Annotated in this window: 20 protein-coding genes; 2 read left to right on the top strand and 18 right to left on the bottom strand. The window is 46.1% G+C overall.

The features are described from left to right. Positions 1–61 precede the first annotated feature (61 nt). From pknB to MHB56_RS26345, 13 genes are all read right to left on the bottom strand, one after another. Entirely contained in the window at positions 62–2,308 is a 2,247-nt protein-coding gene (gene pknB, locus MHB56_RS26405) for a Stk1 family PASTA domain-containing Ser/Thr kinase (RefSeq protein WP_341144191.1), read from the bottom strand. Next, positions 2,308–3,081, bottom strand: a complete 774-nt coding sequence (locus MHB56_RS26400) for a Stp1/IreP family PP2C-type Ser/Thr phosphatase (RefSeq protein ID WP_076129149.1) — start codon at positions 3,079–3,081, stop codon at positions 2,308–2,310. Before MHB56_RS26400 ends, pknB begins: the two co-directional genes overlap by 1 nt. A 6-nt stretch (positions 3,082–3,087) precedes the next feature. Further along, the gene (gene rlmN, locus MHB56_RS26395) at positions 3,088–4,128 is read right to left on the bottom strand and encodes a 23S rRNA (adenine(2503)-C(2))-methyltransferase RlmN (protein ID WP_036686196.1); all 1,041 of its coding nucleotides are present in this window, start codon (positions 4,126–4,128) and stop codon (positions 3,088–3,090) included. A gap of 151 nt (positions 4,129–4,279) precedes the next feature. Further along, positions 4,280–5,596 carry a 16S rRNA (cytosine(967)-C(5))-methyltransferase RsmB gene (gene rsmB, locus MHB56_RS26390; protein WP_445667764.1) on the bottom strand — a complete coding sequence of 439 codons (1,317 nt, stop codon included), beginning with the start codon at positions 5,594–5,596 and terminating at the stop codon, positions 4,280–4,282. A 152-nt stretch (positions 5,597–5,748) separates the two neighbouring features. After that, positions 5,749–6,684, bottom strand: a complete 936-nt coding sequence (fmt, locus tag MHB56_RS26385; RefSeq protein WP_341144190.1) for a methionyl-tRNA formyltransferase — start codon at positions 6,682–6,684, stop codon at positions 5,749–5,751. Between the two features lie 5 nt (positions 6,685–6,689). Then, a complete protein-coding gene (gene def, locus MHB56_RS26380) occupies positions 6,690–7,169 on the bottom strand; it encodes a peptide deformylase (protein WP_036686193.1) in 480 nt (159 codons plus the stop codon). 85 nt (positions 7,170–7,254) lie between these two features. Then, entirely contained in the window at positions 7,255–9,786 is a 2,532-nt protein-coding gene (priA, locus tag MHB56_RS26375) for a primosomal protein N' (RefSeq protein WP_076275857.1), read from the bottom strand. After that, the gene (gene coaBC / locus MHB56_RS26370) at positions 9,786–11,021 is read right to left on the bottom strand and encodes a bifunctional phosphopantothenoylcysteine decarboxylase/phosphopantothenate--cysteine ligase CoaBC (protein ID WP_076189878.1); all 1,236 of its coding nucleotides are present in this window, start codon (positions 11,019–11,021) and stop codon (positions 9,786–9,788) included. Before coaBC ends, priA begins: the two co-directional genes overlap by 1 nt. A 216-nt stretch (positions 11,022–11,237) precedes the next feature. After that, on the bottom strand, positions 11,238–11,438 hold the full coding sequence (gene rpoZ / locus MHB56_RS26365; RefSeq protein ID WP_036686188.1) for a DNA-directed RNA polymerase subunit omega: 201 nt from the start codon (positions 11,436–11,438) through the stop codon (positions 11,238–11,240). Positions 11,439–11,489: 51 nt separating this feature from the next. Next, positions 11,490–12,059, bottom strand: a complete 570-nt coding sequence (gmk, locus tag MHB56_RS26360; protein ID WP_076129144.1) for a guanylate kinase — start codon at positions 12,057–12,059, stop codon at positions 11,490–11,492. 19 nt (positions 12,060–12,078) lie between these two features. After that, complete coding sequence (gene remA / locus MHB56_RS26355; protein WP_006209218.1) at positions 12,079–12,339, bottom strand: extracellular matrix/biofilm regulator RemA; 261 nt, start codon at positions 12,337–12,339, stop codon at positions 12,079–12,081. Positions 12,340–12,387: 48 nt separating this feature from the next. Further along, a complete protein-coding gene (locus MHB56_RS26350; protein ID WP_076129143.1) occupies positions 12,388–13,281 on the bottom strand; it encodes a YicC/YloC family endoribonuclease in 894 nt (297 codons plus the stop codon). Positions 13,282–13,319: 38 nt separating this feature from the next. After that, complete coding sequence (locus tag MHB56_RS26345; RefSeq protein ID WP_341144189.1) at positions 13,320–15,188, bottom strand: bifunctional homocysteine S-methyltransferase/methylenetetrahydrofolate reductase; 1,869 nt, start codon at positions 15,186–15,188, stop codon at positions 13,320–13,322. A gap of 185 nt (positions 15,189–15,373) precedes the next feature. Here MHB56_RS26345 and MHB56_RS26340 point away from each other — a divergent pair, with 185 nt between their 5' ends. Continuing rightward, positions 15,374–15,631, top strand: a complete 258-nt coding sequence (locus MHB56_RS26340; RefSeq protein ID WP_341144188.1) for a hypothetical protein — start codon at positions 15,374–15,376, stop codon at positions 15,629–15,631. Here the strand turns inward: MHB56_RS26340 and MHB56_RS26335 are convergent. From MHB56_RS26335 to MHB56_RS26315, 5 genes are all read right to left on the bottom strand, one after another. Continuing rightward, a complete protein-coding gene (locus tag MHB56_RS26335) occupies positions 15,604–16,704 on the bottom strand; it encodes a GerAB/ArcD/ProY family transporter (RefSeq protein WP_076129140.1) in 1,101 nt (366 codons plus the stop codon). The genes MHB56_RS26340 and MHB56_RS26335 overlap by 28 nt on opposite strands. A gap of 22 nt (positions 16,705–16,726) precedes the next feature. Further along, on the bottom strand, positions 16,727–18,013 hold the full coding sequence (locus MHB56_RS26330; protein ID WP_081383232.1) for a Ger(x)C family spore germination protein: 1,287 nt from the start codon (positions 18,011–18,013) through the stop codon (positions 16,727–16,729). Beyond that, positions 17,931–19,592, bottom strand: a complete 1,662-nt coding sequence (locus MHB56_RS26325) for a spore germination protein (protein ID WP_076280822.1) — start codon at positions 19,590–19,592, stop codon at positions 17,931–17,933. The genes MHB56_RS26330 and MHB56_RS26325 overlap by 83 nt, the downstream gene beginning before the upstream one ends. Positions 19,593–19,738: 146 nt before the next feature. Then, on the bottom strand, positions 19,739–20,575 hold the full coding sequence (gene dapF / locus MHB56_RS26320) for a diaminopimelate epimerase (RefSeq protein ID WP_076280823.1): 837 nt from the start codon (positions 20,573–20,575) through the stop codon (positions 19,739–19,741). Between the two features lie 137 nt (positions 20,576–20,712). Next, entirely contained in the window at positions 20,713–23,529 is a 2,817-nt protein-coding gene (locus MHB56_RS26315) for a calcium-translocating P-type ATPase, SERCA-type (RefSeq protein ID WP_076280363.1), read from the bottom strand. A gap of 291 nt (positions 23,530–23,820) precedes the next feature. On the opposite strand from MHB56_RS26315, the gene MHB56_RS26310 reads away from it, so the two are divergent. After that, the gene (locus MHB56_RS26310) at positions 23,821–25,710 is read left to right on the top strand and encodes an Rqc2 family fibronectin-binding protein (RefSeq protein WP_076189873.1); all 1,890 of its coding nucleotides are present in this window, start codon (positions 23,821–23,823) and stop codon (positions 25,708–25,710) included. The last annotated feature ends 6 nt before the right edge of the window (positions 25,711–25,716 follow it).

Raw genomic sequence — 25,716 nt, 5'->3', positions numbered from 1 at the left:
TGACCCAAGTCTGATATCCCCGGGTCATTTCGCTACGCCAACCGTTCAGGTTAAACCCTGTTTAGTTGTTGTTTTTATCTTTAGATTTATCCTTGCCTTTATTGTTGTGCTTATTATTGCCATTATTAGTCGATTCACTATTTATAGAACTATTGTTTATGAACCCTGTTTGATTCACCGCCCCGTTATTCCCTCCGTCATTCTCTGAACCTGAACCCGGCAAGATCTCCGGTTCAATCGTAGGTTCAATTGTAGGCGTAGGTTCAGCAGAAGGTGTTGGAGTTGGCTGTGGTGTTGCTATAACTGGTGGTTCAGGCTCCTGAACGGTTCCGTTCTTCGCATCGATATAAGGAATGACATAAGTGTCCAAAAGCACACCGTCACGGGTAACAATAACCGAACCATCTTTATTAGGAGCCAATACTAGATTAACGGATAACACTTGGCTCTTTCCAATGGTACGTGTTCCCCAATCCTGTTTCTCTCCATTATTGCGTGCATCCACGAATTCGATACGAATCTTGCTCTTTTTCCCATCCTGAGCAGGAGCGACTGGCACATTAAAGGTATAATTCAGGGCTTCAGGTGGATAACCTGTACTTAAGTAAATCGTAATCGCTGTTCCAGGTGGAACAGAAGTACCTGTCCCTTTATCAAATGCCCAAGTCTTTGTTACTTTACCTTCTTCAATACTGAAGCTGGATTCTTTCTTCACTTCTCCAAGAACAAGCTTGGCACCTTCAAGCAGCGCCTTTGCCTCACTCTCCGTCTTACCGATGAGATCTGGCAACAGTACACTTTCTTCTCCTTTACTAACGTAAAGGGTGATTTGAACCGTCTCAGGATCGAATTCAGTATTTAATGCAGGGTCAGATTTTACAATGAGACCTTCATCTGTATTTTCGTCATAGAGAGGTTTATTATCAATTCTGTCTTGGGCTATACCCAGCGCCATCAATGCCTTAACCGCATCATCAAAGCTCTTGTTAACTACATCTGGCATCTTGGGTAATGGCTTAGCCGTATTCACAGTGAGTATAAGGGACGCTCCTTTTTTCACTTTGGCATCCTTTTCCCTACTCTGCTTAATGACCACATTCTCTTCAAAATTCGGACTGTAGTCATACAGAATAGGATCAGCAACCTCAAGCCCCAAATCCTCAAGCTCAGTTTGTGCTTGTTCTATCTGTTTACCTACTACATAAGGAACGGAAACCTCAGGAACAACTAGCTGTGATTTAACGTACCATACGAGACTGGCCATAGCCAACAGCAACAGTAAGGTAAGCCCAATCCATAATGTGGGTTTTGCCCATTGTTTTTTACCTTTGCTTGAAGGCACCGGTTCATCATCTTCATCACGAACCATCCGTTCCTCACGATGATTACGATTACCATTGCTTCTTTGAATCGGTTTTATCGCCGGGATAACCCGCGTACGATCCTCATCTTCTTCATCGTTGAACAGAATCTTCGCCTCACTGCGGCGCTCCGGCAATAAACATGTTTCCAAATCCTGTAACATTTCTTTGGCAGAGTCGTATCGCTCCTCCGGGTTTTTACGCATTGATCTCAGAATTACATTCTCAACGCTTTGCGGAATGAGTGGATTCAGAAGTTTTGGCTCTTCAAACTCTTCTTGCAGATGTTTTAAAGCTACACTAATCGGACTCTCTCCCAAAAAGGGCAGGCTTCCAGTAAGCATTTGATAAAGTACAATACCTAATGAATACAAGTCAGACTTTTCTCCTGTAGAGACACCTTTGGCATGCTCTGGCGAGAAATAATGTACTGAACCGACCACAGAACCGGTCTGTGTAATGGTTGTTGACGTAACTGCGCGGGCAATCCCAAAATCGGTTACTTTCACCCGTCCATTGCGTCCGATCAGGATATTATGTGGTTTTATATCACGATGAATAATTTGATTCTGATGCGCATGATCTAGGGCATCACAGATTTGTGAAGCGATCCGTACGGATTCATCAACCTGCAATGGCGCTCGTTCTTTTATAATTTCATTAAGATTCTGACCCTCAATATACTCCATGACAATGTAATGAATTTCGTCTTCTTGTCCTACATCGTATATGCTGACGACATTCGGATGAGACAAAGATGCGGCAGACTGCGCCTCACGCCTAAAACGGCGAATAAATTCCTCGTCATGCACAAACTGATTGCGCAATACTTTGATGGCGACATTTCGGTTTAAAAGAATGTCATGTGCTCTATAGACGAGCGCCATTCCACCTCCGCCGATCCGTTCGATGACTTGGTAACGGCCGCCCAATTCGTGACCGATCATCAATCCCACTCCTTTGTTTCGGGCACAGCGGCCTCTCCATGATGTTCTAACAAAGCGACGCTAATATTATCGCCACCGCCGGCGAGCAGTGCCAGCTGAAGTAAACGGTCCGCTCTTTCCTCTAACGATATCTCATGTATACCTGCTACTTTGCCTAAATGCTCATTTGTGACAAAGTTGCTTAAACCATCGCTGCATAGAAGCAAAATTTCCCCTGGTAACAGAGCTATAGGCGCCATATCAACCTCAACCTCAGCATCTGTTCCAAGCGCCCTCGTCAGCACATTACGACGCGGATGATTATCCAATTCCTCCACACTGATCTGACCGTTCTTGAACAGCTCATTGACTAGCGTATGATCCTCGGTTAGTTGAACTGCCGCACTGTCTTTTATTAAATAGGCTCTGCTGTCTCCGATATGGCCAATATATCCGTTTGATCCATTCAAAAGAACAGCAACGACAGTAGTACCCATATTATGATACTTATCGTCACCGGAAGCCTCCCTGAACACAGTACTGTTAGCTTCCAAAATAGCAGCTGACAACGCATCACGCAGAGCTTCGTCTTGAAGTTCAGGCTCTAACCCGTCCAGGTTATTCCTCATTGTCTCCAAAGCGAGCCTGCTTGCGGTTTCACCAGCCTGATGTCCACCCATCCCATCGGCAATTATGCCGAGTGTATAACCGTGGCGCGTCGCGCCGATCCAGACCGAATCCTCATTGACAGAGCGCACTCGGCCAATATCGCTGGCATGAACTGTTCTGATCAAATATCCTCACCCCAACTCCATATGTTTGGCACGCAGCTGTCCGCATGCGGCCGCGATATCATGGCCTTGCTCACGGCGAATAGTAACATTCACCCCGTTATCAGCCAAAATACGTTGAAACTCAAAGATATCATTGCGTGAAGTACGTACATATTTTCGCTCAGGCACATGGTTTACCGGAATCAAATTGACGTGGCACAACATGCTCTTAAGCACCCCGGCCAATTCCTCAGCATGCTCCGGTTGGTCATTTACCCCGCCGATCAAGGCATATTCAAAACTGACACGTCGTCCCGTCTTAGCTTGATAATAACGCAATGATTCAATTACATCATCAAACGGAAAACGGCGGTTAACAGGCATTAGCTTTGAACGCAAGGCGTCGTTAGGCGCATGAATCGAAATCGCCAAATTGATCTGGGTATCTTCTTCTGCAAATTTATAAATGCTCGGTACAATACCGCTGGTGGAAACAGTAATATGCCGTTGTCCGATATTTAGGCCCTTCTCATGAATCATAAGACGCAGGAATCTCATTGTTGCATCATAGTTCTCAAACGGCTCACCAGTACCCATGATAACAATGCTGCTGACACGTTCGCCGCGCGCATCAAGGATTTGTTGGGAACGAACAACCTGAGCTACAATTTCTCCCGCTGTCAAATCCCGTTTTAATCCACCGAGTGTGGAGGCACAGAAAGTACAGCCGATTCGGCACCCTACTTGGGTTGTTACACAAACGCTATTGCCATAATTATGTTTCATGATAACTGTTTCGATAGCATGATCGTCATGCAATCCAAACAGGAATTTTACAGTTCCATCTTTAGATTCCATTTTAGTAATTTCAGTTAGCGCTGCAATAGAGAATTGTTCATTCAGCTTCTGGCGAAGCCCTTTGGACAAATTGCTCATTGCTTCGAAGTCATTCACACGTTTTACATACAGCCAATCAAAAATTTGTCCACCACGAAAAGCAGGCTCACCATTGTCTTTCGCCCACTGTTGTAACTCTTCTAAAGAAAAATCATATATTAAAGGTTTCATTATTATCTACACCTGTTCTTTCATAAGGATATGCGTATTATTTCTCATTCTTCCTATTTTAACACAAATTTCAGAGACGGTAAAAGAAAACGCCCGCCGTACGGTAGCCCGGCGGGCGGAGGATACTACAATTGTCAGAAAATTCGCTATATTACAAGACTCTCTGCAGCTTGGAAATATAGAACCCGTCGCTCCCATAATGATGAGGCAGCAGCTGAATTCCCTCACCCTCAGCCAGCGCAGTACCCTCCAGCCTGTCCCATAATGGGGAGGCAAAAGTTACAGCGGTGAAGTCAGGATTCTGCTTCAAAAAGTCAGCTACTACTTCACTATTTTCCGCTTGTTCAGTAGTACAGGTACTATATACCAGAATGCCACCCGGTTTCAACAGTTTAGAGACCGACTGCAGCAATTGCCGTTGCAATGACGCTACGCTAGCCACATCTTCCGGCTGCTTACGCCATTTGAGGTCTGGCTTACGGCGAATTACGCCGAGTCCAGAACAAGGTGCGTCGAGAAGAATTCTATCAAAGGATTGATGCTCTAAAGTGTGCTCCAGCTCCAGCGCATCTGCACTGCCTGTAGATACGCAATCAAGACCTAAACGTTCTGCTTGATCTGAGATCAATTTCGCTTTATGCAAATGCAGATCATTAGCGTAAATTGATCCTTCATCTTTCATGAGCTCGCCCATATGTGCTGTTTTGCCCCCCGGAGCAGCGCAGCAGTCAAGCACCCTCATCCCAGGCTCCGGAGCTACCGCTTCAGCTACTAGCATAGAACTCTCATCCTGAACGGAGAGATATCCATCACGATACCAAGAGGTGAGCGCCAGGTTTCCGCCGCCTTTCACAACAATGCCATAGGGACTAACCTCAGATGCTGAAGCTTGCAGACCTTGTTCAATCATCTGGTTCAGCAGAGCTTCACGACTGATCATCGTTGTATTCACACGTACGCTGACCGCAGGCGGCTCATTATTAGATGCACAAATCGCTTCCGCCGTGTCGACACCGTACTCGGTAATCCAACGTTCCACTAACCACAACGGATGTGAGTATAATATCGATATCCGCTGCGCTTGACTCAGCCCCTCAGGCAGAACCGGTAGATCACCAGCGCGCAACACACTGCGCAGCACACCGTTAACCATCCCTGAGATTCCCTGGTGGCCTTTTTTCTTCGCTATATTAACAGCCTCATTTACAGCTGCATGGGACGGTATACGATCCAGATACATAATTTGATATAAACTTAACCGCAGTAAATTACGGACCCATGGCTGTAGTTTAGCTATCCCTTTACTAACAAATCCTTCAAGCACATAATCCAAGGTGTTCATCCGCGAAATAGAGCCATAAACAAGTTCTGTGACCAGTCCGGCATCTTCTTTGCTAAGTGTCGCCTTCTGTAGACTGCTGTTGAGCAGCAAATTGCTATATGCACCTTGCTGCTCAACTTTAACCATTATATCAAGCGCGATTTCCCGGGCAGAAGCAGGGGCAACCTTACCCTTATTGCCAGCTCTGCCGTTGTTGCCAACTGCTTTGGAATTGTTCCCCTGTCTCTTCCCAGCGTTAGGATTTACTGCTGATCGGCCAACACCATTTCCACCGCCGCTCAACCTAACACCGTCCCTGGCTTCATAACAGCACCACGGCTAAAATCGGCCGCACTCATTGCTTTTTTGCCAGCAGGTTGAACCGTTGTCAGCAGCAGACTTCCGTCACCTGTTTTCACTTCGACACCTTGCTCGGTTACAGAAAGCACCGTTCCTGGAGCACTATCGCTTGCTTTCTGCTCTTCAGGCAGTTTAGAAGCCCAAGCTTTAAAGGTCTCACCATTCCAGAGCGTAAATGCGCCGGAAAAAGGAACTAATCCACGAATTCGATTATAGTTATCACGCGAGCTCGCGTTCCAATCCAAACGTTCATCCTCGCGATTAAGGTTAGGAGCATAAGTTGCCTCACTATCGTCTTGCTGAACAGCTTGAACTTTTCCACTCACTAAACGTGGCATTTCAGACTTTAACAGATCTCGTCCCGCTAGGCTTAGCTTATCAAAAAGAGTTCCAGAGGTATCTTCAGCCTCAATAGCCACTTCGACACGAGAGATCATGTCACCGGTATCCAGCCCTTCCGCCATATACATCAAAGTAACGCCGGTCACTTTCTCACCATTGATGATACTACGCTGAATCGGAGCACCTCCCCGATATTTAGGAAGCAACGAACCGTGTACATTCACACAACCATTCCGCGGTAAGTCCAACACAGCTTTAGGCAAAATTTGACCATAAGCAGCCGTGACGATCAAATCCGGCTCATATACAGCCAGCTCAGCGACTGCCTCAGGACGACGCATGCGTTCAGGCTGAAGCACAGGTAATCCGAGAGCTAATGCGGCTTCCTTAACTGGTGAAGGAGCCAAGATCTTTTTTCTCCCCTGCGGACGATCCGGTTGGGTGATGACAGCTACAACTTCATAGCCTTCATCTACCAGCATTTGCAAGCTTGGCACCGCAAAGGCTGGAGTTCCCATGAAAACAATCTTCATATTCCTCACTCCTCAGTCTCGTTAGCAGTCATCTCGTACACTTTTTCAGCGATATCTGTAAACAGAACTCCATTCAAATGGTCAATCTCATGCTGAAAAGCCCGGGCAAGTAAACCACTGCCGGTTATCGTAATCTCTTTTCCCTCACGGTTAAGGCCACGTACAGTTACAGTCTCCGCACGGCGTACATCACCATTCAAGCCAGGAATACTAAGACATCCTTCTGGTCCTAGCTGTTCACCTTCCATGCTGATGATTTCAGGGTTAATCATTTTGATCAATCCATGCTCTTCATCCGCATCCACCACAATTAGACGTTTCAAAATTCCGACTTGGGGTGCCGCCAGCCCTACTCCTTCAGCGTCATACATCGTATGTGCCATATCATCCAGCAATTTTTTAACATTAGGAGTAACTACAGCTACTTCTTTAGCTTTTTTGTGCAATACTTCATCCGGTTCCTTAACGATCAAACGTATAGCCATTACAAAACACCTTCCCGTTCTGAACATTTCTATATTTAAAGTCAATTGATAAAGCTCTTTTTTTACATTGTAACATGATACGGATTTACATCAACATCTGCGGATCCACATCAATGCTGATCTGAAGACCAGTATCCCGTACAGAATCCTCTAACTCTTCAGCCACTTGGCGGACAAGTCCAATTACATCGATGGCGCCGCGCCATTTTATCATACACTGGAATCTATATCTACCCTTTAATCGAGGGATAGGTGAAGCCACAGGACCCAACAGATCTAACACATCACTGGTTAGCTTATCGAGACTTCCATACCATCTTAGCTGTCTGGCTTTTCCTTGAAGATTCAGAGCATAATTCTCTGCCATCCGCAGTAGAAGCGGCAGCTGTTCATGAGACAATGTGACCAGGATGAGTCTGCAATACGGCGGATAATGGAGGCCTCTACGATGCTTCAGCTCTTCACGTACAAAAGAGAGATAGTCATGTCCGCTGGCATGAATAATGGAATAATGCTCTGGCGTATAGGACTGAACGACCACTTCGCCTGGAAGCTGATGCCGGCCTGCTCTGCCTGCAACTTGTGTAAGCAATTGGAATGTCTTCTCTGCTGCGCGAAAATCGGGCAGGTTCAACGCTGAATCTGCTGTGATTACACCAACAAGAGTGACATCTGGAAAATCCAGTCCCTTTGCTACCATCTGAGTCCCCAGGAGAACATCCGCTTTTTTGTCCCGGAATTGGTTCAGCAGCTTCTCATGTGAGCCTTTTTCTGTTGTTGTGTCCACATCCATACGAATCACTCGTATGCCTGGGAACAGCTTACCAAGCTCTTCTTCCACCCGCTGTGTACCCGTTCCGAAAAACCGGATATGCTCACTCCCACACTCCGGACAAAGCTTAGGTGCTGGTTCAGCATGGCCACAATAATGACAACGCAAATTGTCACTACGGCTATGATATGTTAGTGAGATATCACATTCTGGACAACCGGCTACGTAACCACAGCTACGACACATGACAAAGGTGGAGAAACCTCTACGGTTAAGCAGCAGCACGGTCTGTTCTCCGCGTTCCAGCCTCTCTTCCAGTGCTGAATGAAGCTTTCGGCTGAACATCGAACGGTTGCCTTCTTTAAGCTCTTCCCGCATGTCTACTACGTTCACCTTTGGAAGTTCATTTCCAAGCGCACGGGTAGGCATCTCCAGCAGTACCGGTGAAAAATGAATATCACTCTGCGATCTTGCAGCATGATAGCTTTCCAGCGAAGGCGTGGCAGATCCAAGAATCACAGCTGCCCCACACTGCTCCGCTCTACGAATAGCAGCATCACGGGCATGATATTTCGGATTCTCCTCCTGTTTATAAGAGGTCTCATGTTCTTCATCCATAATAATCAGTCCTAAGTTGGAGAAAGGAGCAAACACGGCCGATCTTGCGCCTACAGCGACTGTGGCCTTTCCTTCACGGATTTTACGCCACTCATCGTATCGCTCACCAACAGACAGCCGGCTATGCATAACCGCGACCCCGCTGCCGAACCGTCCCTTAAACCGCTCCACCATTTGTGGCGTTAAAGCAATCTCTGGAACAAGAACAACAGCCTGTCTACCCTGATCTAAACAACGTTTAATACACTGCAAATAGATCTCTGTCTTACCACTACCCGTAACGCCATGAAGCAGAAATACTTCGTGAAGCTGCTCTTCTACGGTTCGAGAAATCCTTGTATATACGACCTCTTGTTCCGCTGTGAGCGGTAGAGGTGCGGTAGGTTTAAAATCTCGCCCTTGATAAGGATCGCGATAGACTTCAATTTCACTGATCTCGATAAATCCTTTTTCCTCCAAGGCCTTTACAGTACTTGCCGTTACTTGGAGTGCAGACAAAACTTCTTTAAGGGCCATGGGGAGTGTAGCTTCCATATCAACTAAAAAGCTCAGAACTTCCTTCTGGCGTGCTGATTTTTTCGGAAATTTGTTCAAAGCCTCCCGGGCAGCAGTGACACCTATCGCCAGATCGACTGCCTTGAGCTTTTTCTTGCCCATTTTATCCTTAATGGATTGACTCTCTATAAGTACTCCACGCCGCAGCATGAACTTCACCGTCTCAGCAGCCTCAGGAAATGCACGAGTAAGCTGCTTCATGGAAACTTCGCCACTACGTCCAATAAATTCTGTGATTAGCCGTTCCTCATCCCCTGTGTCCGCAAACATTGGGAACAATTCATCCTCTGGAAATGCTGTCTCTTCCTGCACATCCCCAAGTGAAATCAGCCGTTCTGCCTTCCCTTTTAGAGCGGTGGGCAACATCGCCTGCAGTGCTGAAATTCGTCTACATGCATATCTTTTACTCATCCAGTCCGCAAGCTCAACTAATTCAGGAGATAAAGGCGGGAGCAGATCCAACACTTCTTGGATTGGCTTCAGGCTAGGATTCACTAGGGTCTCGCCTGATTCTAAAGAAACTACAAAACCTTGGACTGTCCGGTGCCCAAACGGAACGGCTACCCGACTGCCCACTTCAATCCATAATTTCAGGGATTCTGGAATACTATAATCAAATGGCCGGTCAGTGCTGCGTACAGGCACATCCACAATGACCTTGGCGATATCCATTATAATGAAGCTCCAGTAATTCGCTCTGCCACGAGCGTCAGCAAACGACGAGCAACCTCATCCTTCGACAATTGTGGCAATTCAAGCACCAATCCATTCACATCATATATCGAAACGATATTCGTATCCGCTCCAAATCCGGCTCCTGCAGCCGCTACATTGTTAGCAACGATGAGATCGCAGTTTTTGCGGACCAGCTTGTCCTTAGCATAAAATTCCGTATTGCCCGTTTCCGCAGCAAAGCCAACCAAAAACTGCTTGTTTTTGTTCTTACCGAGTGTTTCCAGAATATCCGTTGTCTTCACAAGCTCAAGCGTCATCGTCTCTCCGCTTTTTTTAATCTTAGAAGGCTCACTATGCTTCGGACGGTAATCCGATACAGCCGCCGCCTTGATCATAATATCGCAGCTGTCCCACTGTGCGGTAACTGCTTCATACATTTCCTGTGCAGATTGAACACGAATGACTGAAATCTCTGGATCCTGTGGAGGGGCCTCATCTGTACGCGCAGCAATCAACGTTACCTCAGCTCCCATTGCGCGCGCAGCACGTGCTAATGCGAAGCCCATTTTACCTGATGAATCATTGGAGATATAACGTACTGGATCAATGCGTTCTACCGTTCCACCCGCTGTGATGACGATTTTTTTACCCACAAGAGGTTTGGATGCGACGCTTGCTTGATGTGCAAAAAAATTCTCAACCACACTCACAATAGCCTCTGGCTCTTCTAGCCGACCTTTGCCAACGTATCCACATGCCAGCAGTCCTTCACCAGGCTCAATAAATTGAATGCCCCGAGTAGCGAGAATATTCAAATTATTAAGTACAGCTGGATGCTGATACATATGAACATTCATAGCTGGTGCAACCATAATAGGAGCCGTAGTAGCTAGCAGCGTTGTAGATAACATATCATCGGCGATCCCGTGCGCCATTTTGGCAATCATATTTGCGGTCGCGGGTGCTACCAGCACAAGATCCGCAGCATCTGCCAGATCAATATGTGAAATGGAGGATGGATCTCTCTCCTGGAATGTATCGCTGTATACTCGTTGCTTCGATAGTGACTGTAGAGTTAATTCTGTAATGAACTGCTTCGCCGAAGCTGTCATAATGACATGGACCTCGGCACCTTTTTGGACAAGCTTACTGGTCAAGGACGCCGCTTTATAAGCAGCAATTCCTCCTGTGATCCCAAGTAAAATAGTCTTCCCCTTCAAGCTCTTCAACATGATCTCCCCCCTGTTCCCTACTCTTACAACGAATGGCTATCTTTACGACGAGAAAAAAATAACAACCTTCCGGTTGTCATAAAGAGCCCGGTTCTGGGCTTTCATCATAAATTTAAGACCCGTAAATGCTCCATAACCCAAGAAGAAACGGCAGCGCCTCAAAACAAATAGGCGGCATCCGTTTCTACAATAGGTCATTATTACTTATGCTTGAGACTACTCTTCACCGCGGGTTAGAGTAATGCGATCTTCGTAAATTTCCTCAAGAGCAACACCAACAAATTTATGCGATCTAGGATTCTTCACATCTGTCTTGCCACCCTCACGCAATTGTCTAGCACGACGTGCAGCAGCGACAACGAGCGAATACTTACTGTCAACCTTAGTCATCATTTCATCAATGGATGGATATAGCACTGGGACACCTCTTCATAGTTTACTGTTAATACATTTGACCTTCAGCATAAATTATCTGACTTTACAATGTTCGGCGATAATAATGCTTTCTATTCTCTTACAAGCCAGATCAATCTCATCATTCACAACAGCATAATCATAATGCTGCATTAAGTTGATCTCATCCTCCGCTACAGTCATGCGGTGATCGATCACATCTGGATGCTCAGTACCCCGTCCGCGAATGCGGTCCTTCAACTCGTCCATGGATGGAGGAAGAAGGAACACAAAAATCCCTTCAGGAAATTTCTCTTTAACTTTGAGAGCGCCTTGAACCTCAATTTCGAGAATAATGTCTTTGCCGCTATTGAGAGTTCTCTCCACAAAATCACGTGGAGTACCGTAATAATTACCTACGTACTCCGCGTATTCAAGCAATTGATCGGCTTCGATCATTGCCATAAATTCATCTTTGCTTTTGAAAAAATAGTTGACGCCATCTTCCTCACCCGCACGCGGACTGCGAGTAGTAGCAGAAACTGAGTAGACAAGTTCGGGCATCTTCGGACGTAGTGCTGTACAAACAGTACCTTTACCTACGCCGGAAGGTCCGGATAATATGATGAGCAATCCTTTTGACATAATACACTCCATTTAGTTGTTATTCGTCGTTGTCGTCATCTTTACTGGATAAGCGATGCGCCACAGTCTCCGGCTGTACAGCCGATAGGATGACATGATCACTATCTGTAATGATTACGGCACGAGTCCGTCGGCCATAGGTGGCGTCGATCAACATATGCCGATCACGTGCCTCCTGGATAATACGTTTGATTGGTGCAGATTCCGGACTGACGATAGAAATAATGCGGTTGGCAGACACAATATTTCCAAAGCCAATGTTAATAAGTTTGATTGCCATGTTCCGGTAGTTCCCCCCATAAAGTTCTATGCTATTACCTATTCCCGATTACTCTATGTTCGCAGCTTGTTCTCGAATCTTCTCCAGTTCTGCTTTCATATCTAGCACAAGACCCACGAGAGTTAGATGATTGCATTTCGATCCGATTGTATTCGTCTCACGGTTCATCTCCTGAATGAGAAAATCCAGTTTGCGTCCTACCGGTCCTTTCCCCTTCAGGAGGGCTCTGCATTGCTCGAAATGACTATACAACCGGGTCAACTCTTCATCAATATTACAGCGATCTGCAAAAATAGCGATCTCCATCCCAAATTTATGCTCATCAAAAGCGAACGTCCCATCATTTAGTTCATTTAATCGATGTCGAAGTTTCTCTCGATATTCAATGATTACGACAGGTGCAAGTTCAACCATTTCAGCATGCATGTTCTCAAGATGGTTCAGGCGCTGTTCAATATCAGCGGCTAGAAAACTTCCTTCACGGGCGCGCATCTCCAGCAGAGACTGCAAACACTGCTCAAGTCCCGCCTCCAATACTTCGGAGTAGTCTTCTAATGTCGCAGACACGGCACCCGCAGCCTCGTCTTTGCTGTCCATAATACCGGGTATAGAAAGTATATCACGTAAAGTCAACTCACCACTCAAACCATATTCATTCTTAAGCTGCTCTGCTGCCTTTAGATAGGTCATTACAGCAGAGTGATTCAGAACCGGTCTAACAGTCGACTCATCGTGCTCTCTATTGATGGTAACATCTATTCTTCCCCGTTTGATGTGCTGTTGAACCTTTCTTCTCAACACATCCTCATAACCCGTCCAATCCCGGGGCATCCGCAGTACAACTTCGCAGTACCGGTGATTCACCGATTTCACTTCGAACATAATCTTGTAGCCGCCGAATTGCAGGGACGATTGACCGTATCCGGTCATGCTAAATGACAACGGAATCACATCCATTACACTATTGTAATTGATTATTACTAGCGAAACAAGGGGGACAATTTGCGTCCTGATTTCTCCCACACATACTCCATTAGCTGTGCGCTCATATCGTAGAACATGAACGGAGTCATCAGATAGATCCCATTAAAATGGGCAGTAGCAACATCTAACAGTTCCTTAGCGATAGCGACACCTTCTGCTCTTCCAGCTTCCCCTTCAAGTCCCTTCATCCGGTTGCGGACATCGTCCGTAAGCTGAATACCGGGAACCTCATTATGCAGAAACTCTGCATTTCGTCCGCTTGCCAGTGGCATAACCCCAATGAATACAGGGATTTCCAGATGTGCTGTTGCCTCAGCTATCTTCACGATAAGTTCCTGATCATAGACAGGCTGGGTCATAATATAGTCGGCACCAGAGGCGATTTTCTTCTCCAGACGTTGCACTGCCTTATCCAAATGTTTAACATTCGGGTTAAACGCAGCTCCGATTACAAAATTCGCTTTCTGTTTCAAAGGTTTACCTGAGAAGGAAATCCCGTCATTCAGCTGCTTGATCATTCTAATTATCTCAAAAGAAGTTAAATCATAAACCGAGCTTGAGCCGGGAAGATCTCCAAATTTCGCAGGATCACCTGTTACGGCCAGCACATGATCAATTCCAAGCGCATCAAAACCCATCAAATGGGATTGAGTACCAATCAAATTACGATCCCGGCAAGCAATATGCACTAGCGGACGAAGTCCGGTTTTAGCGTGCACCAAATGCCCCAACGCCATATTGCTCATCCGTGTAACAGCCAGAGAGTTGTCGGCGAGTGTCAACGCATCCGCGCCTGCTCTTCTTAGCGCTTCTGCACCCTGCATAAACTTTGCGATATCCAATTCACGAGGTGGATCAAGCTCAACAATAACCGTATGTCGTTCCTTTACCAGATCAACCAGGTTCGGCTCTCTACCCTCTCTATTATCATCGCCAAAATTATCTTGCAGCGATACACGCTCCACAGTAGGTGGCAACGGTTTAGGAAGCGGTTGCGGTACATAATTCTTCAGTGCAGACGAGATTTCTGCGATATGCTGCGGAGTTGTACCACAGCAACCACCGATTATCCGGCAGCCCATCTCCGCAAAAGTCTGCGCCATTTGCCCAAAATATTCTGGAGAAGCCCCGTACCGGTATTCTCCGTCAACATAATCCGCTACACCCGCATTTGGATACACAGAAGCTGGCAAAACCAGACTCCCTTGTACAGCTTTGAGCGCCCGCTTCATTCCGTTCGGGCCTGTGTTACAGTTAAATCCGATAACATCAGCGCCATCGCTTTCCAGGATACGAAAAGCTTCCGGCAAAGTTAATCCATCTAATGTGCGTGCTGTTTCATCGACAGCTAATTGGCAAACTACAGGAAGCGAGCTGATCTTGCGGAGTGTTCTTAGAGCTAAATGCAGTTCCTCAACATCGTAGAAGGTTTCCAGCATAATGCCATCTACGTTCTCTTCTAACAATGCAGCAATCTGCTGTGTAAAATATTTTTTCAGCTCTGTGGAAGAGAGATTCGCACGTTTGCCCGCGCGAATAGATCCTACAGCTCCTAATACATACCCATGATCTCCAGCAGCCCGGCGAGCGATTCTAACCCCGGCTCGATTGATTTCCTCAACCTTAGATTCTAGACCATATTTAGAGAGCCTGTCATAGTTCGCCGAGAAGGTGTTGCTCTCCAGCAGCACTGCCCCTGCCTCAATATAGCTGCGGTGAACATCTTCGATTACCCCCGGAGAGGTCAAATTCAATTCTTCATAGGAAATGCCGACCGGGAAACCCTTCTGATATAAGTAGGTGCCCATCGCTCCGTCTCCGACTAATACTTTATTTCCCCATGCGGAACGTAAATCCGGCTTCACAACAAGATCCTCCCCTGCCACATTAGTTTCTAACTTTAGTTTCATACTAATGTAACATAAATCGGTATGGATGATAAGCTTTCCAAAAGAAATGCATTTAGACCAAAATATCCACCATGCATGTTCATCTATAAAAAGCTTCATACTAACGTTAATGCTGATATTTCCATAAAGGAGAGAATACTTTGAAGAAAAAAACAAGAAAGTTTCTGATCCGAAAATACGCTGTATCTTTACTGCTAGCCACTCTCTGCTTATTGTATATTTATTTGCTAGATTGGCTGTATGGCTATGGGCTGGGTAACGTCGGCTATATCCTTAATTATCTATTCTATACCGCCTCTGAGAAAGCAACGGCTTTTATTTTGCTGCTCTGCTTGTTCATCCCCGATATCTACTACTGGAAAACAGGACATCAACCAGAACGTGGCGGGGAAAGATGACTTCTTATCGCCGCAACAATGACAAGAATTACAGGGATCAACACCATAAAGAAGGGGAAAATCGTATATAACAATCTCCCGCCCTCATTAATATGTTCAGTAAAGCTCCGCGCGTTCAACATCGAGCTGAACAGAATGATCAGAGCACAGGGATAGACCATTCTCCGGTAAGGAATTTTGAACAATTCGGAAATTCCTATAAGTGCCGCCGCAAAAAACACTGACATTTTGAAAAAAACGCCGATAATCAGCACCATAACTACTAGAATATCCACACGTTGAATAAAATCAGAGATTGAAATCTTGCTAATCGTGGGCATCAGAGGGAGGGGTGAACGTTTCACAATATCTGTGCCCAGCACGGAGATATTCAGCATCATAGTCAGACTTAAGAGCAAACCTGAAACAAATATCCCTGCTCCGATGACCCAAGGACCTTTTTTAACATTGTTCAGATAGGGCATTAGCATGGTAAAACAAATCATTTCACCAAAAGGGAACATATAGTTCTGGCGAATGACAGATTCGATCACAGGCTGGAACCCATTCTCAAAAACAGGAAGCAATCGATTCAAATTAATGGAGCCCGATAACATCAGCATAATCGAGCAAAATATACCTATCAGCATTACGAGAGTTGCGAATACCAATGAAGTTCGGGATAACACCTCTACTCCTTTATGCAAAACATACGCAGAAGATAAGATCATCAATGTAGATATGATAAACAACGGTGTGCGGTGCATAGTAGCCATAACCAGCATGGAACTGCCATCCCGTAAATCACGACCCGCTAAATTGAGAAAAAGGATAATGTAGAGAACGGAAATCACCGTACCTAAGGATCTTCCCAGCAGCTTGCGGGTATATGCCGTTAAGGGGAGATCCGGAAACTTTCTGTATAAATAAGTGTACCCCGAAAAAATAATCAAACCGATCAAATTTCCGAGCAGTATGGATATCCACGCATCTTTACCAGACTCCATCCCAAGATTCACTACCAGTGCTGTTCCAAGTTCAAACAACAAAGTCAACGTGAAAAATTGGAGTAGTCCTATTTTTATTTTTCCCATAACTGCTCCTCCTTTATCGTCATTACTTATACTTGGACTGAAAGGAATCACTCCGCATATCCGTATGCCTGATCACAGCATCCGTATTGATATTAATCTGGCAGGTTTCAAATATACGGTCCCAATGATCTTTTACTTGTTTCCAGCCACGTGGATTAGCTCTTTCTGCTGCTTCACCAAAACCTAGATAATCACTTTTTAACGAACGGGCAGTTGTTATGGCAGCACGAATCTGTTCTTTAATATTCTTTTCCAAAAGCTTCGAAAGATTATTTAACACCGTTGGATCTGTTAGATCCAAGCCATTGGGCGATTCCTTTAATCCAGCCTGCTGAGTGACGTTAATCGTGAAGATAGGATGCTCTATGTCTTTCGCATCAGCGTGGATATGTACCTGTGATAAATACACATTAAACGATATATAATCATTCTCACCTATCGAGACCAGTACCGGCATCTGAGAGATTTTATTCTTAAGCAAAACGGTACCGATCGCCTCCTCCCCTTGCAGCCACCCTTTAAGCTTGTCTTCTTTAAAAGCTGCAAGACCCGTAACTTTTATTATGGCCTCCGGTCTTATTTTTTTTAAATTATCATTACTTTCCCTCTGCTCCAAATCTCCAGTCACTAGCACGCCATTGATCACTGGCCCTCCACCAGGAACCTGTATCCCCCGGATAATATCATCCACCTCCATCCGATAGTTATATCCGAATTGTTTAGAGGTCGTCTGCAGCTTTTCCACCAAATCGTTGGATGGAATTCTTCCGAACACGGTCATAGTCGTCATACATTCACTAGCAGGCTGTCCCTTGGAAATAAAAATCAGGCTTGTCAGCCGGGTTTCACTTTCCCTTTCCAGCACATCCATGATATCCTTGATGCCTTCTTGCGCGAACTTCTCGGAAATGATGACTACCCGAATATGTCCTAAAGACAAAAAACGTGCAGTCTGACGCGAGGCATTGGCTAATGCTTCAAACATAGAGCGGCCGCTACCTTTATATACCGAAACAGGTGAAGTCCCTCTAGCGTTCTTCCCAGAGATTTCGTCAGCAACGATAACCTGAAAGGATACTACGTATTTCTCTTCTTCTGTAGGTCCTCTATCTATGGACACACCCGAAACGATGGCTCTTCTGTTTAATTCCACACTATCCCAGCAGCCTGTGAGACTAAGACAGATCAATACGCAAGGTAAAAGTCCTGCTAAGAAAAAATTGCATTTACTCAGAATCTTGCTTTCCTTTCTTATGCGACTGTGTCCCTTTAGTCTTATCAAGAATTTTTGGAGATAGGTTCTGTTCATGTCCGGTTGTGATCTCCTTCCCTTCTGAAATGTTCCCTTGCTGCGCAGTAGCAGGAGCTGGTTCTGCTGTGCCAAGCGCCCACAAAGGCAGCCTTAAGACAGCATCCTTCTGACCTCTAGATGACAAAGGCACGATTGGAGACAAATAAGGAACGCCAAAAGTCCGCAGACTGTTCATATGTGCAACCAATACGATTAAACCCAATGTAATCCCGTAAAAACCAAACATACCGGCCAATATCAAAAAACCAAAGCGGATAATTCTGCCCGCAATCGCCATGTTATACGCTGGAATGGCAAAGCTCGCAATCCCGGTCAACGCGACCACAATCACCATAACGGGCGTAATAATTCCAGCCTCTACCACGGCCTGACCAAGAATCAGAGCACCTACTACAGATACGGTCTGCCCAACTGCACGCGGCATTCTTACTCCCGCTTCCCGGATGATCTCAAACGCACCTTCCATTAGAATAGCTTCGACAAAAGCGGGGAAAGGCACATTTTCTCGTTGCGATAACAGGTTGATCAGCAAAGTCGTAGGGATCATCTCATAATGAAACGTCGTCAAAGCTATATACACGGAAGGCCCTAGAATAAGCACGATAAAACTGATATACCGAATAATTCGCATCAGAATAGCAATATCGAACCTTTGCGCATAATCCGAAGCTGACTGAAAAAAAAGAGTGAAAACCGCAGGCAAAATCAATACAAAGGGGGTGCCATCAACGACAATCACTACCCTCCCTTCTAACAGATTCGTTGCAGCCACGTCTGGCCGCTCGCTGTTATTGATCGTTGGAAAAGGGGTAAAGGTCTTATCCTGAATCAGCTCTTCGATATAACCGGATTCCATGATGGCATCTACATTAATCTGTTGCAGCCGTTTTCTAGCTTCTTCAACCAGCTTCTCGTCCGCAGTATCCTTGATGTACATTAAAGCCACATCGGTCTGAGTTACCGACCCGATCTTCACATGCTCGAGCCTTAGTTTGGGTGATCTTATTCTTCTGCGTATTAATGAGACATTCGTAGCCAAAGATTCAACAAAACTATCCTTTGGACCACGCACAACTAGCTGAGTCGAGGGTTCGGTGACAGAACGAGCTTCCCCTCCTTCAGTCTCACACATGATGCCACTGTCATAACCTTCAATGAGAATCAGTGTCTTCCCAGAAAGAATTCCGAGCAGCACCTCGTTCCAATCCTCCTGCAGCTGCGCTTCACCTATTTCCAGGGCACGGTTTAAGATGAGGTCATTCAGATTATTTGCTGCAGTATTACTTTCCTTGAGCATCTCATCCGTAATAGAGAGCAATGAACCCATTACAAATTGATTAACGGTTTCTGTCTTAGCTAGACCATTAAGATGTACCGCAGCAGCCTCAACAAAGGATTGCTCACCAAGCTTTACCTGGCGGATTCTAAGATCCGGACTATCTCCCAGCTCGGTAATGATATTGTTTAGTGTCTGCTCCAGATGAATGGTTAATCTGGCTCCAGAACCTGAACCCGCCGGGTCTGCTTGCTGTCCCTTACCGGATTTATTTCTTTTAGTTAACCCGTTGATGTTCAACAAGCTCCCCTCCTTTTTTCATAAACATTGTAGTATTATTCTCGGTTACTCCTTCCATTATTCGGCTGCTTAAAGTCACATCAGGTTAGAAACACAAAAAAGGCAGTCCAAGAATGCGCTCTTGGACTGCCTTTTTTGTTATTTTTTTATATTGCTACACTGCCCGTGAATACGACCTCAGCAGGTCCAGTCATATACACATGATTATCCTCTTCATTCCATTCAATATAGAGATCGCCGCCCTTTAGACTAATCCAAGCTGCCCGGTCTGTAAGATCGTTCAGCACAGAGGAGACAAGGGTTGCACAAGCTCCAGTGCCACAGGCAAGCGTAGGTCCTGCTCCACGTTCCCATACGCGCATATCCACTCTACCCCGATCAAGCACCGTTGCGAATTCAACGTTCACCTTTCTCGGGAACAAAGGATGTACCTCAAGCTTAGGTCCCCATGTGGCAAGATCAAAATTCACTGCATCTTCTACGTAAATCACGCAATGAGGATTTCCCATGGATACCGCTGTGAACGTAAATTCGGTTCCGTCCGCTTCAATCGGCTGATAGAGCACTGGCTCTGCATCAATAGATACTGGAATTTGCAGACCGGACAATACAGGTTCGCCCATATCTACGGTTACAGTCTCCACAACACCGTCTTTCACGTTTAATGTAACCTTTTGTTCTCCGGCACCAATCGTTTCTATTACAATCTGCTCTGAGCTTACCAGTCCGTGGTCATATACATATTTAGAGACACAGCGAATGGCATTTCCGCACTGCTCCGCCTCCGAACCATCAGAATTCATAATACGCATCATGAAATCGCCACGCTCAGAAGGAAGGATATATACCAGTCCGTCAGCACCGATTCCAAAGAACCGGTTGCATAGGGTTACAGCAAGCTCCGCTGCATTACTTGGCAGCTCTTGCTCTCCGAAAACAACGATGAAGTCATTACCGAGGCCGTGCATTTTTGTAAATTCCATTAAAAGTCCACTCCTAAAGGTTATATTATGTTAGCATTCGCTTAAGCTTAAGGTTCTGTGTAATTTAGCATTTCGCAAGCATATGAGCGGTTAACTGCAACAAGTATACCTTTAGGAATGGAGCATTAGTATTGACTTTATGCTGAAATTTTTGTACTTTTTATCATCGTACTGCCGCTGCGTCCACGATTACGTTTGCCGCCCCAAACACTGCCGGCACCCATCAAGAAGGTTGGGATCCCCGCTGTTACAAACACCAGACACCATTCGCGGAAATTGAGCGGCACTGTTTTGAAGACAGGCTGGAGCACAGGCACGTACATTACGGCCAGCATCAGTAAGACTGATGACAATACGGCAAGTACTAGATACTTATTCTGGAACGGATTGCGGTGGAACACTGAGCGCGAGCTGCGGCAATCGAAGACGTGGATCAACTGTGCCATAACGAGTGTCGCAAAAGCCACCGACTGTGCCCGAATCAATTGTGCAGGATTGTCTGGTGCTATACGTAAAGTTAGCCAAAATGCTCCTAGCGTACATAAGCCAATTAAGAGTCCACGGCTTATAATTTTCCAGCCTAAGCGGCGGGCAAAAATATTCTCTTTCGCACCACGCGGTTTATGCTCCATCAAATCCTTCTCGGGCTGATCCACGCCAAGGGCCATCGCTGGCAGTCCGTCTGTCACCAGATTGACCCAAAGGATTTGAATGGGAACGAGTGGCAATGGCAGAGCGAGCATCATGGCAAAGAACATTGTCAGAATTTCTCCTACATTGGATGCCAACAAATAACGAATGAATTTACGAATATTCTCATAGATGTTTCTGCCTTCTTCGATGGCAGCAACGATCGTAGAGAAGTTATCATCTCCGAGAACAAGTGATGATGCTTCCTTGGTCACATCTGTGCCTGTGATACCCATGGCTATTCCGATGTCCGCAGCCTTAATGGCTGGAGCGTCATTCACTCCATCTCCGGTCATAGCCACTACGTGACCATGACGTTGTAGCGATTTAACGATCCGAAGCTTATGCTCTGGAGATACGCGGGCGAATACATACACATTGTCCGATACCTTATCCAGCTCATCATCATCCATCCGGGTTAACTGAGCACCTGTCAGCACCGTTCCACCACGCTGCAGAATTCCCAGCTGGTGAGCAATAGCCTCGGCAGTTGTTCCATGGTCACCGGTAATCATAACCGTCTTAATCCCGGCCCGGCGTGTGACGCTGATGGCATCGCGGACTTCACGACGTGGCGGATCAATCATTCCAGCCAAACCAATAAAGACTAATTGATTCTCCGCATCCTTTTCACTATTCACATGTTCATTTGGACGCATATCCCGGTAAGCCATACCTAGCACACGAAGGGCTCCAGAAGCCATCTGCTCATTGGCATCAAGCACCTTTTGCCGCAAAGTCGGCGTACAAGGCACAACACCGCCCTCCCAAAGCATGTATGAGCAGCGATTGAGCAGTACATCGGGCGCACCTTTTGTACATACCATCCGTCCTCCAGGATGGCCTACGATCACAGACATCAGCTTCCGTTCAGAATCAAACGGAAATTCCTGTTCACGAGTGTAGGTTACAGCAAGCGTCTGAGCGGTCAGACCCATCTTTCCTGACAGTGCCACGAGTGCTCCTTCAGTCGGGTCGCCCTTCAGTTCCCAAACGGAAGTGTTGTCTGCAGACTTTTCAAGAATAGCATCCTTATCCTTCCCTTTGCGTTTGCCTCGCACTTCAGACTGGAAGGTCTCGATGATTTCCGCGTTGCTGCATAATGCGCCGACCTGCAACATCCGCCGTAAGCTTTGATCATGTTTTAGATCCACTGCTTTACCTTTCTCCAGAACCTGTCCATTTGGAGCATACCCTTCGCCTGTTACCTCAAGACCACGTCCACCCGTCCATAATCGGGTCACCGTCATTTTATTCTGCGTTAAAGTTCCTGTCTTGTCTGAACAGATTACCGAGGCACAGCCCAGCGTTTCCACTGACGGCAATTTACGAACGATAGCTTTGCGTTTGATCATCCGCTGCACACCTAGCGCAAGCGCGATAGTTACAATAGCGGGGAGCCCTTCCGGAATCGCGGCAACTGCCAAGCTCACACCAGCCAAGAACATGGAGGTGGCAGGCTGTCCATGCAGAATACCTGCTGCCACAACTACAATTGTCAATCCCAGAGATACGTAGATCAGAATCTTTCCTAGTTGCTCAAGCCGGTGCTGCAAAGGTGTTTCCTGAGAATCCGTATTTTGGATTAGATCTGCTATCTTACCCATTTCCGTATTCATACCGGTACGGATTACAACAGCTCTCCCTGTTCCTCTGGTTACCATAGTGCCCATGAAGCCTAAATTCTTCTGATCACCAAGCGGAATCTCTTCTGCACGGATCGCTTCCGAATGCTTCGAGACAGGCAATGATTCCCCAGTAAGTGCGGATTCTTCCACATATAGAGCACTGCATTCCAACCAACGTACATCAGCAGGAATCCGATCACCACTCTCCAGCAAGACAATATCGCCTGGCACCAACAGCTTGGCTGGGATAATCTCGCTATTCCCTCCACGTAGCACTTTCGCAGAAGGTGCGGAGAGCTGCTTTAAAGCTCTGAGCGAACGTTCGGCGCGAAACTCCTGAACAAATCCAAGCGCTCCATTCAGTAGGATAATCGCGATGATCGTGATGGCATCCAAGTATTCGCCTAGCAACCCGGATACAAGCGTTGCACCCATGAGCACAAGCACCATGAAATCCTTGAACTGGTTCAACAGCAGGGTAAACGGAGATACTGTCTTTCCTTCCGACAGCTCGTTGTACCCGTTCTCCTTTCGTCTCTCCGCGGCTTCCTCATCACTGAGGCCCGTCCTTGGCTGGACATTGAACATTTTCTGCAGCTCTTCTGCACCGAGACGGTGCCAACTGTTTTGTTCCATGACTTTTCTTTCCCTCCCGGTCGTTTCTTTACTTCCGGCGGCGCACAGCTTTTCCACCTGTTCATGACAAATGTATTCAAGGTCGTCCAATAATATCACCCCTATCCAATTCCCCTTTTGCGCGAATGTCCTAAAGTATGGCATCATAGAGAGGTAAGCATAAACGTCTTTGGCGTCCTTATAAGGACAGGTAGGCGTTTGAGCGAGAAATATAAGACATAAAGTATTGTGTGAAACTTTTACTTTCTTATATTTAAGAAATTCATTTCACGGCGACAGGAGAGCTTTATCATGGCATTAGACGGCATTGTTACCAAAGCTATCGTGCACGAATTGCAATCATTCATAGGTGCACGTATAGGAAAAATATATCAACCGAACAATCACGATTTAATTTTTAACCTGCGCGGCGCAGGTGGCGGCGGCAAGCTGCTGCTCTCTGCTAATCCTACGTATCCTCGGGTGCATTTTACCGAAAGAAACAGCATTAATCCTTCGGAAGCACCCATGTTCTGCATGCTTATGCGGAAGCATTGTGAGGGAGGGACCATTGAAAGCATTACGCAGGTAGGCATGGAACGAATTATTCACATAAACGTCAAGACTAGAGATGAGCTTGGTGACGTATTTGCCAAAAAGATCATCATAGAGCTCATGGGTCGGCACAGTAACATCATTCTTACTGATCTCAGCTCTGGAACGATCATAGACGGCATTCATCATGTAACTCCATCGATTAGCAGCTATCGGATTGTGATGCCCGGCATCGCCTACACAGAGCCGCCTCAGCAGCATAAGCTGAACCCTTTGGAAATCGGCCAGGAGCAATTTCTCAATTTAATCTCAGCTGCTGAAGAAGCTGCGCTGATAGAGGATGTTGAGGAGAAAGCTGAGCCAGAAGAAATCATTGAGGGAGAGCTTGCTAATCTGATCACAAAAGAAGCAGTAGAGCAAAAACCTGACGGCTCTGGCGGTCCATCTCCCTCAGCTGACCCGGTAGGCTGGATGGTACATGCTTTCAGCGGAATGAGCCCGCTGATTGCTGGTGAAATTGCTCTTCGTCTGAGAAACACCTTGGATAAAGGCGAAGTTACAGAAACCGAAGCAGCGTTTCCAACAAAATTATGGGTTGCCTTCCATTCCGTAATGGGACCCGTATGCGATAACGAGTTTTCTCCTGTTGCAGGTGCAAACGCAAAAGGTAAAATGATTTTTTCTGCGATCCCCTTAACACTTCTGGGTGAGAGTGCGAAACATTACAACTCCATCAGTGAATGTATGGAGGATTATTACGGGGATAAAGCCGAGCGCGATACTGTAAAGCAACGGGTGAGTGATTTGATCCGTTTCCTCAGCAATGAACGGAGCAAAAACGTTAAAAAACTCGCGAATTTGCAGAAGGATCTCGACGAAGCTCAGGATGCTGATCGTTACCGCATTTGGGGTGAGTTGCTTTTCGCTTCATTACACGCGGTATCCAAAGGGGATAAAGAAGCCTCCTTGGTCAATTATTATGATGAAAATCAGGCGGAAATGGTGGTTCCGCTCGATCCGTTATTAAATCCTTCGGACAATGCACAACGTTATTTCAAAAAATACAACAAATATAAAAACAGCCTGCTTGTTATTAATGAACAGCTTTTGAAGACGCATGAGGAAATTTTGTATATGGAGAGTCTGCTGCAGCAACTTGCCCACGCTTCCCTCAACGACATTGAGGAGATCCGCGACGAGCTTGTAAGCCAAGGTTATCTGCGTGACCGGAGCAAAAAGGGTAAAAAGAAGAAAAAGGCCACCAGACCCACATTACAGGTCTTCACCTCTTCGGAAGGAATCGATATTTATGTCGGCAAAAATAATTTGCAGAACGAATACGTCACCAATCGGCTGGCTTCTCCGAATGATACTTGGCTGCATACCAAGGACATCCCCGGATCACACGTGGTCATCCGAAGTGAGCAATTTGGAGATGCAACGCTAGAAGAAGCCGCTCAACTTGCCGCTTATTTCAGCCAAGCCAAACAGTCCAGCAGTGTGCCTGTGGACTGTACATTGATCCGCTATGTACGTAAGCCAAGCGGTTCCAAGCCGGGATTTGTAATCTATGATCATCAAAAGACACTGTTCGTCACACCTAATGAGGAAAGAATTAAGAGTCTTCCAAATACTTTGAGAAGCTAACTACTA

It is taken from the genome of Paenibacillus sp. FSL H8-0315, from assembly GCF_038005365.1.
In the GTDB taxonomy this organism is placed as follows: Bacteria; Bacillota; Bacilli; order Paenibacillales; family Paenibacillaceae; genus Paenibacillus_AQ; species Paenibacillus_AQ odorifer.
The sequence above is the reverse complement of the archived record's forward strand: the minus strand, read 5'-3'. Positions and strand labels throughout refer to the sequence as shown.

Excerpts from the sequence above, each read along its gene's own strand:
- pknB (WP_341144191.1), bottom strand. The coding sequence starts at position 2,308 with ATGATCGGTCACGAATTGGGCGGCCGTTACCAAGTCATCGAACGGATC.
- rlmN (WP_036686196.1), bottom strand. The coding sequence starts at position 4,128 with ATGAAACCTTTAATATATGATTTTTCTTTAGAAGAGTTACAACAGTGG.
- rsmB (WP_445667764.1), bottom strand. The coding sequence starts at position 5,596 with ATGGTTAAAGTTGAGCAGCAAGGTGCATATAGCAATTTGCTGCTCAAC.
- fmt (WP_341144190.1), bottom strand. The coding sequence starts at position 6,684 with ATGAAGATTGTTTTCATGGGAACTCCAGCCTTTGCGGTGCCAAGCTTG.
- def (WP_036686193.1), bottom strand. The coding sequence starts at position 7,169 with ATGGCTATACGTTTGATCGTTAAGGAACCGGATGAAGTATTGCACAAA.
- priA (WP_076275857.1), bottom strand. The coding sequence starts at position 9,786 with ATGGATATCGCCAAGGTCATTGTGGATGTGCCTGTACGCAGCACTGAC.
- coaBC (WP_076189878.1), bottom strand. The coding sequence starts at position 11,021 with ATGTTGAAGAGCTTGAAGGGGAAGACTATTTTACTTGGGATCACAGGA.
- gmk (WP_076129144.1), bottom strand. The coding sequence starts at position 12,059 with ATGTCAAAAGGATTGCTCATCATATTATCCGGACCTTCCGGCGTAGGT.
- remA (WP_006209218.1), bottom strand. The coding sequence starts at position 12,339 with ATGGCAATCAAACTTATTAACATTGGCTTTGGAAATATTGTGTCTGCC.
- MHB56_RS26335 (WP_076129140.1), bottom strand. The coding sequence starts at position 16,704 with ATGGGAAAAATAAAAATAGGACTACTCCAATTTTTCACGTTGACTTTG.
- MHB56_RS26330 (WP_081383232.1), bottom strand. The coding sequence starts at position 18,013 with ATGAACAGAACCTATCTCCAAAAATTCTTGATAAGACTAAAGGGACAC.
- dapF (WP_076280823.1), bottom strand. The coding sequence starts at position 20,575 with ATGGAATTTACAAAAATGCACGGCCTCGGTAATGACTTCATCGTTGTT.
- MHB56_RS26315 (WP_076280363.1), bottom strand. The coding sequence starts at position 23,529 with ATGGAACAAAACAGTTGGCACCGTCTCGGTGCAGAAGAGCTGCAGAAA.
- MHB56_RS26310 (WP_076189873.1), top strand. The coding sequence starts at position 23,821 with ATGGCATTAGACGGCATTGTTACCAAAGCTATCGTGCACGAATTGCAA.